We start from the raw sequence: 7870 nt of genomic DNA, 5'->3' as shown, positions 1-7870 counted from the left end.
CCCGCCACACCACTTCATCGCGCATAGGCAGTTCGTAGATACGGGCACCGGTAGCATCGCGAATCGCATTGGCGAGCGCTGCTGCCCCGGCGGTGATCGGTGGCTCGCCGACACCACGTGCCCCAAATGGCCCGTTGGGTGCCGGATTGGTGACTAGAACCGTTTCAATCGACGGCACATCTGCCGCACGTGGCAGGGTGTAATCCATAAGACTGGCCGTCAACAGCTCGCCATTCTCGTCGTAGCGGAGTGCTTCGTGCAATCCCCAACCAATTCCCTGCACGGCACCTCCGTGAATCTGGCCTTCCACCATCAGCGGGTTGAGCGGAAACCCGACATCCTGGATTGCGACATACCGCAACGGTTGCACTCGTCCGGTTTCGTGGTCTACCGTGACCTGCACGATATGGGCGACAAAGCCGGGAGCATTCTCGGCAGGTGCGGTTCGCCCTTCACCGACAATCGGTCCCGGCCCGCCCTGTTGTTCTTGAGCACGCCGGGCAACCTCGCCAATTGGCAGTGTGCGTCCAGGCAAGCCCCGGACATGGATAGCGCCATCACGTAGGTCGAGATCATCAATGCGGGCTTCCAACATATCAGCCGCAACCTCTAGAAGCTGCCGCCGGGCTTCCTGGGCCGCCGCAGCTACCGCACCGGCGACACTGTACGTGATCTGACTGCCGCCACTCGGTCCGGCAAACGGCCCGCTGCGGGTGTCGCCGGCCACAATCTCGACCTGTTCGGGTGGTACACCCAGAATCTCCGCCGCCACCAGGACGAAGCTGCTGTTAACACCCGAAATGTCAACCGAACCGACATGGACGCGCACAATCCCGTCGGTGTCAACCCGACAAACGGCGGCGGCGGGTGACATCCCACACGGCCAGCCGCCAATCGCCAGGCCGACTCCGCTGCCCGGTGTGCGGTTGCGCCAGAGCGGATGATTGGCTGCGGCTTCCAGCACCTGCCGTAGACCCATCGACGGCCACGGGTCGTTGTTGCCCATCGGATCACCGGTCGTCGCTGCGTTCCGCAAGCGTAGCTCAAGCGGGTCAAGCTCCAGGCGGCGAGCCAGCTCATCAATGCTCGACTCAAGCGCGAATGTAACTTGCGGCGCGCCTGGAGCACGGTATGCACCGGCCTGGGGTTTGTGGGTGAGGACTTCAACCACATCAATCTGGACGTTGGGACAGCGGTAGTAGCCGCCGAGCAGCGTGCTCATGATGCCGCCCAGCGTGAAGGGGTAGACGCCGTTGTCGATCACCATCTCGGCCACAATTGCGGTCAGGATCCCTTCACGAGTTGCCCCCAGTTTGATCGTGATGGTACTGGCCGGTGAGGGGGTGGTGGTCAGAAAGTCTTCGCTACGGTCAAGGACAATTCGTACCGGACGCCCGACGGCCAGCGCAGCAGCGGCAGCCAGAGGATCGAGAATACCGTATTTGGCGCCAAACCCACCACCGACCGTCATCGGTACAACCGTTACCTGATTTGTCCGTAACCCAAGCAAACGAGCGACTTCATCCCGCACCCCAAACTGCCCCTGCGTGCTGGTGTACAGCGTGATGTGCTTGCGTACCGGTTCGATATCGGCGACCACTGCGTGCGGTTCCAGGTATCCCTGGTGAACTATCGCCGTGCGATAGGTGCCTGCGACCACCACATCAGCAGTGGCGAGCGCCGCCAGGGCATTACCCCGACTGAAGCGTTTCTGTTCGTGGATGTTCGAGGCGACGTGGTCACTCTGCTCTTCGCCACGGGCTACGGCAGCGTGGGCCGCAGTTAAATCGGTGTCGGCCTTCGGCGCGCCTTGCGGCCAAATCACCGGTGCCGCCGGATCGAGGGCGGCTTCCGCAGTAACCGGTGCTGGCAACGGTTCATAATCGATCTGCAAGGCAGCCACACCGTCCTCGGCAGCCGCCAGACTGGTGGCCAGAACCAGCGCAACCGGTTCACCACGGTAGCGAACAACCTCTCTGGCGAGGGTTGTCGTCTGTCGTGATGAGGGCTGCCGATTGCGTGTGGGTAGATCGTCGGCAGTTAATACCGCAACCACGCCGGGAATCTTTAGCGCCGCCGCAGTATCGATCCGGGTAATTCGGGCATGGGCGAACAGGCTGAGGGCCAGCTTGCCGTGCAGCATACCCGGCAGGGAAACATCTCCGGCGTAACGGGCACGACCGGTCACTTTCTCGACGCCATCGACTAATTTACGCGCTTTGCCAAGGTAGCGATGCGGGGCTTGTTGTGTCATGCTTGTAACTCCTCTGTGAACCTCTCCCCGTCTATCGTACCATAATGTGCGTGTGGGATAACGAAGCAGCACAGGCAGCAGCCTGTGCTGCATACATACCGTCAGCGCGGAATAAGCCGGCCCGATGCGCGGTTTTTTCACCTGGCGCGGTTCCGAACTGACGTTTTCAGAACCGGTCTTTCGCCACAGGGATCGCTCAGGAACCAATACTCAACAACAACGTTCCCCGCAGAGCGCCCTGATTATTCAGGCCAACGGTACCGGTGGATGTGATCGCCTTGAACGGTGCCAGGCGTTGTTCGAGGTCGGGATCGACCAGATCGGTACCGACCCGATTGTACAGTTCCCGCACAGCCGTGAGGTTGACGTGAAGGATGCCACTGTTTGGAGAGGGTAATGCCCGCAGCGCGTCCGCATAGTCGCTCTGGCTTGACAATTTCTGTTCAGCCCCAAATGCCGACTCCATCGCCTGACGACCGAATGCAATCACCAGATCATTCCCGTTGAAGCCATAGCCGACAAAGAGATCGCCTTCTTCTATCGCCTGTACCTGAGTACGACCCAGTGATGTGTCGGTGAACACTAGACCGAACGAATCGGCAACAAAAGCACTTATCCGCTCCATTCCTTGTTCAGCAGCAGACCGGTCGGCAACCCGTAGCGCGAAATACCCACCAACCGGCAGGTCGTTGCTGGCAAGTGGTAACACAGTAATCACACCCTCGCCGTGGAACCAGCGAAACAGATCGCGCTCGAAGTCGATGTTCAGGCTTGATTCAAGATTGTCGAGTGTATTCGCGGTTTCAGGTGAGGCGGCAAGCTGATCACGCAATTGCTGCCCCCAGTCTTCGGGAATGAGAAAACTGAACACACCGAGTGCCGCACTATCAACATCGCCCGCCCGTTCTGGCGAAACGGCAGGTCGTAATTGAGCGATCCGTTCGCGCAAGTCGTTCCCCAGCCGATTCTGATCAAACACCGAGACGGCGTCGAAGCGCAGACCCCGCTCAATGACTGCCATCGTCAGCCCTACACCCTGCAGGGCCTGGGCCGCAGCCTGCACATCGTTGAAGGTAGTAGTTGCCGTATCGGCATACGACTCAAGCACAGCATCGGTGAGGCGGGCGATAGTATCACCAGAAATATAAATCGTTGCCATACGGTCGCCGGGGAGAGCCTGGATTACCGCTTGAAACGATGTATTGCGGGCAAGCGTACTGTCATTCTCTTGTTGCACCAACGTAGCAATATTCTCGGCCTTATTAGCGAAAACGACCGTATTCCGGGCCAGGGCAAACGCTGCAAATGGCGTTGTATCGCTTTCGCTGGCGTAAATCGTCACGTTGTTGATGGTGTTTGTCGTAAAGCGTTCGCCGTTCTGTTCGCGGAACGCCCGTTGTTTGTCGAGAAAAGCCTGCGCAGCCCGTTGATCGCGCACCGCTGCCAGCAAGAGAATGTTGGTTTCCCGATCCAGAGCCGTCGAGAACGGATTCATCGGATCAGCCGGCTCCAGGCCAGACAGATTGGTCAACGCTTCGATAGGCAGACCGTACAGGGCTATCGCCATCTCGGTGCCGATCCATGGGGCAATATCCTCGGCGAATGTAACCCCAAAGCGTTCTGCAAGCAGATCCGAGGTTGCCTCACTCTCCTGATAGTCAAACGTTTCGGGAAATGCCTGCCGCAGGCGTTCGATATTGGGGAGATCGCTGAGATTGGGGGTGAACGTAGCGTATATTTGCGTTTCCGCCGGCAATAATTCGGGTAAGTTATTGGCCCGTTGCGTCAACAGTGTAAATGCCAGGGCCGCACCGCCAACTACAATCAGCAAAATGACTGTCAGCAGGCCACCACCAATCAGGATCGGAAATAATACATTGCGTCGGCGTGGCTCAGGTGTAGCAGGCGGTAATGAAAATGGGTCGGGTGCAGTCACTGTTGCCTCCTTACTTGTGGGTAAGCCTGATCTGTCGCTGCAATATACGCAGGAGCCACGAAGCAAGTTTCATCGCTGGGAACTACCTCAAAAAATGGGAACTACCTCAAAAAAGATGTTGGAGATTGACGCAATCAGCCATCGCTTTACAGAATGCCTGTACCGGAAAGTTCCCTCCCTGGCTCGGTGGTGCAATCCAAAACGACCGGGACTCAGAGCACACCGCAGAGTGTATTCCCTCCGTGCCCTCCGCGTCTCAGTGCTGCAATACAAAACCACCGGGCCACAGAGAACATTGCAGAGTGTCCTACCTTTGTGCTCTCTGTGTCTCGGTGGTGCAACGGTAACAACCCTACGCGACGTTCACCTGCCCGCTGAACGTCCGCTCAAATATCTAGCTCGACCACCTCGTTCGCATGGGTTTGAATAAACCGCCGGCGTGGTGGCACCAGATCGCCCATCAACATCGTAAATGTCTCATCGGCGCGTGCGGCATCTTCCAGCGTCACCTGAAGAATAACCCGGTTTTGCGGATTCATCGTCGTCTCCCAGAGCTGTTCGGCGTTCATTTCGCCCAGCCCTTTGTAACGCTGGATTTCTACCTTTGTACCGGGTGGCAATTTGCTCAGATACGCATCACGCTCAGCATCAGAATAGGTGTAGACCTGCTCACGACCGTGTCTGATACGGTAGAGTGGTGGTTGGGCGATGAACAAATGACCGTTGGTAATGAGCGGTCGCATATGCCGGAAGAAGAAGGTTAGCAGCAGCGTGCGGATATGGCTTCCGTCAACATCGGCGTCGGTCATCAGAAAAATCCGGTGATAGCGCAATTTACTGAGATCAAACTGATCACCGATAGACGTGCCGATAGCGGTAATCAGCGCACGCACCTCGGCATTCGAGAGCATGCGATCAAGCCGACTCTTTTCGACATTGAGAATCTTCCCGCGCAACGGTAAGATTGCCTGGAAGCGCCGGTCACGTCCCTGCTTCGCCGTACCACCTGCGCTATCGCCCTCAACAATGTAGAGTTCACAGCGGGCCGGATTGGGGTCTGAACAATCGGCGAGCTTGCCGGGGAGCGAGAAGCCTTCCATTGCGCTCTTGCGAGCCGTTTCACGCACCTTTTGCACAGCCAGTCTGGTGCGGGCCGCAGCGATAGCTTTTTCGATAATACGCCGCGCTTCGGTGGGATTCTCGTCAAGCCAGGCACTGAACGCATCGCTGAACACCGTCGCCACCGCACTGGCCGCCTCTGGACTGACCAGCTTTTCTTTGGTTTGCGACGAGAACTGGGGGTCTTTCAGCTTAACGCTGATAACTGCCGTCAAGCCCTCGCGCACATCATCGCCGGTCAGGTTGCTTTCGTTGTCTTTCAACAGCCCCTTTGCCCGTGCATAATTGTTGATGACACGGGTCAATGCGGTGCGAAATCCCGACAGGTGCGATCCACCATCGGCGTTGTTAATGTTATTGGCGAAGGTGTAGACGTTATCGGTATCGAACGAATCGGTATACTGGAGTGCCACCTCAACCATCACATCATCAACAATGCGCTCGACATAAAACGGTTGACGATGGAGTACCGTCTTGTCCTTGTTCAGATGGCGGACATAGGAAACAATCCCGCCTTCAAAGTAAAAATTGAGTTCACGGTTTGTCCGTTCATCAACAAACTTAAAGCGCAGCCCCTTGTTGAGATAGCTCATCTCGCGGAAGCGCTGGGCCAGCGTATCGAAATTGTAGTCGAGCGTCTGAATGATGGATGTGTCAGGCAAAAAGCGCGTCGTCGTGCCGTGGCGGTCGGTTGGTTCGAGATCAATCACATCGGTGACCGGCACGCCGGCCCGATATTCCTGGTAGTAGTGGCGGCCATTACGATACACATCTACCCGCATGTAAGCCGACAGAGCATTGACAGCCGAGACGCCGACCCCGTGCAGGCCGGACGAAACCTTGTAGCCACCGCTGCCGAATTTACCACCGGCATGCAGGCGCGTCATCACCAGGGTCAGCGTGCTGATCCCCTCTTTGGGGTGAATACCGACCGGAATTCCTGACCCATCATCACTGACTGTCACCGAGCCATCACGATGAATGGTAACGCTCACGCTGGTGGCACGACCGGCCATGACCTCATCGACCGAATTGTCCACCACTTCGCGTACCATCGTATGCAGGCCGTTGATGTCGGTTGGGCCAATATACATACCTGGGCGCTTGCGCACGGCTTCCATGCCCTCAAGCACCTGAATCTGACTCTCATCGTAGGTTGTCGGTGTCTCGCTTGTCATAGTCTGTTTTCCTTATGGTGTCACATAGTGTTTTGCGCTACGCCGGCAATAGCGTGGCGGCGTGATAGCGATAAAACTGTAAACGAGCGGCACGAATGCCACTGCCAATGTAGGCATTACCGATGATTGCCGGTGCCAGCCAGCCTGGTTGGGTTGCCAGCGAGCGCCAGAGTTGGGCAAAGCCAACCTCAATTACCGTACAGATGGCTAGAAACGTGGCAATCGCTAACCAATGCTGACGAGCGAATTGCCAGCTTTTGTATAGAGTCTGGAGTGGGTGCTCATTACCCAGGGTGATGATCTCTGGCGTGAACCCAAATCCAATCAGGCCGGCGATAACCAGTATGATCCATCCATAATAGATCAACGTTGTCGTCGCCGGTATGAGCAGCATTGTCAGCAGACTCAATCCACCGATTGGTGCAATCACACACCCGATCAGTACGAAGACGATGATCAGGCGCAGGGCAACGCCAAGCGTTCGCCGTAACACCGTCTGCCAGGGTAAGCGCTCGTGCAGAATGATCTGACGTAAGCAAACCAAAAACCAGCTACTCAGCACCAGGGTTATCACGTTAAGTATCATCACCACCCCTACAAATTCCATCACCGGCAGAGCGTGTGGTGGTGGTACTACTGCATCCAGGCCGGGAGCCAGGACGGGAATGCTGTTGGTTACAACCAGTAAGGTACGGGCATCAATGGCGTGTAATGTCCCGATCCATTGATCTGCAATACTTTGGTTGTATGAAAAGGGTATTGCCAGTGTAATTGCACTGCCAAGCCAGAGATAGACGCTCAACCCGATTGAGAAAAGCAGAATAAAAGGCTGACGGTGAATGACTGTATAGCCCACCGCCAGTGCATCGGTTATATGAAGTGTTTGGCGCATGCGTGTACTCATTCGCTCGCCCAATTCTGCTTTATTATACCACATTTCGGTGTTTCATGGCGATGGTTTTAGTTCATGTGTTCTACTATCAGAGTCGATCAAGCGACACCTCAAAACCATCCCTCAATCGATTGATGCTCCAGCGAGTATAGAACCTATTTCAAAAAACATCTACGAGAAGGTGTCTTAGTTCATTGCTAGTCGATTCCATGTTCGTGACGGGTACCCCCGGCATCCGCGTGACCAGCCGGGTCAACGACGTGACCCGCACCATATCGTGAGCATGGCTGGCGCGGCAGCATGGCTGCCGCACGCCAAACCCTGCGCCACGCGCATGCCAGGCGGATAAGGCACCCCATCCAGCACGTGATGGCATGGCCTGAGCTGTGCTCTGCCAACGGGCCAGGAGCCGGGTCGGCTATCGTTGCTGATTGGCAAGCGTTCATGCACCAGGACGACGGTCGTGCAGCACGATAGCACAGCTTTTATGA

The 7870-nt window shown here is 56.6% G+C and carries 4 protein-coding genes; all 4 read right to left on the bottom strand.

What is annotated here, in order from left to right; genetic code table 11:
• On the bottom strand, nt 1-2254 hold a 2254-nt coding region (locus tag VAE57_RS14020), incomplete at its 3' end, for a xanthine dehydrogenase family protein molybdopterin-binding subunit (protein ID WP_322822492.1).
• Nucleotides 2255-2450: 196 nt separating this feature from the next.
• On the bottom strand, nt 2451-4190 hold the full coding sequence (locus VAE57_RS14015; protein ID WP_322822491.1) for a DUF3352 domain-containing protein: 1740 nt from the start codon (nt 4188-4190) through the stop codon (nt 2451-2453).
• Between the two features lie 386 nt (nt 4191-4576).
• Nucleotides 4577-6487, bottom strand: coding sequence for a DNA topoisomerase (ATP-hydrolyzing) subunit B (gene gyrB / locus VAE57_RS14010; protein ID WP_322822490.1), 1911 nt, complete (start codon nt 6485-6487; stop codon nt 4577-4579).
• A gap of 37 nt (nt 6488-6524) precedes the next feature.
• Nucleotides 6525-7379, bottom strand: a complete 855-nt coding sequence (locus VAE57_RS14005; protein WP_322822489.1) for a hypothetical protein — start codon at nt 7377-7379, stop codon at nt 6525-6527.
• Nucleotides 7380-7870 lie beyond the last annotated feature (491 nt).

This window comes from Chloroflexus sp. (assembly GCF_034434295.1).
GTDB lineage: Bacteria > Chloroflexota > Chloroflexia > Chloroflexales > Chloroflexaceae > Chloroflexus.
This window is presented reverse-complemented; position numbering and strand designations above follow the sequence as displayed.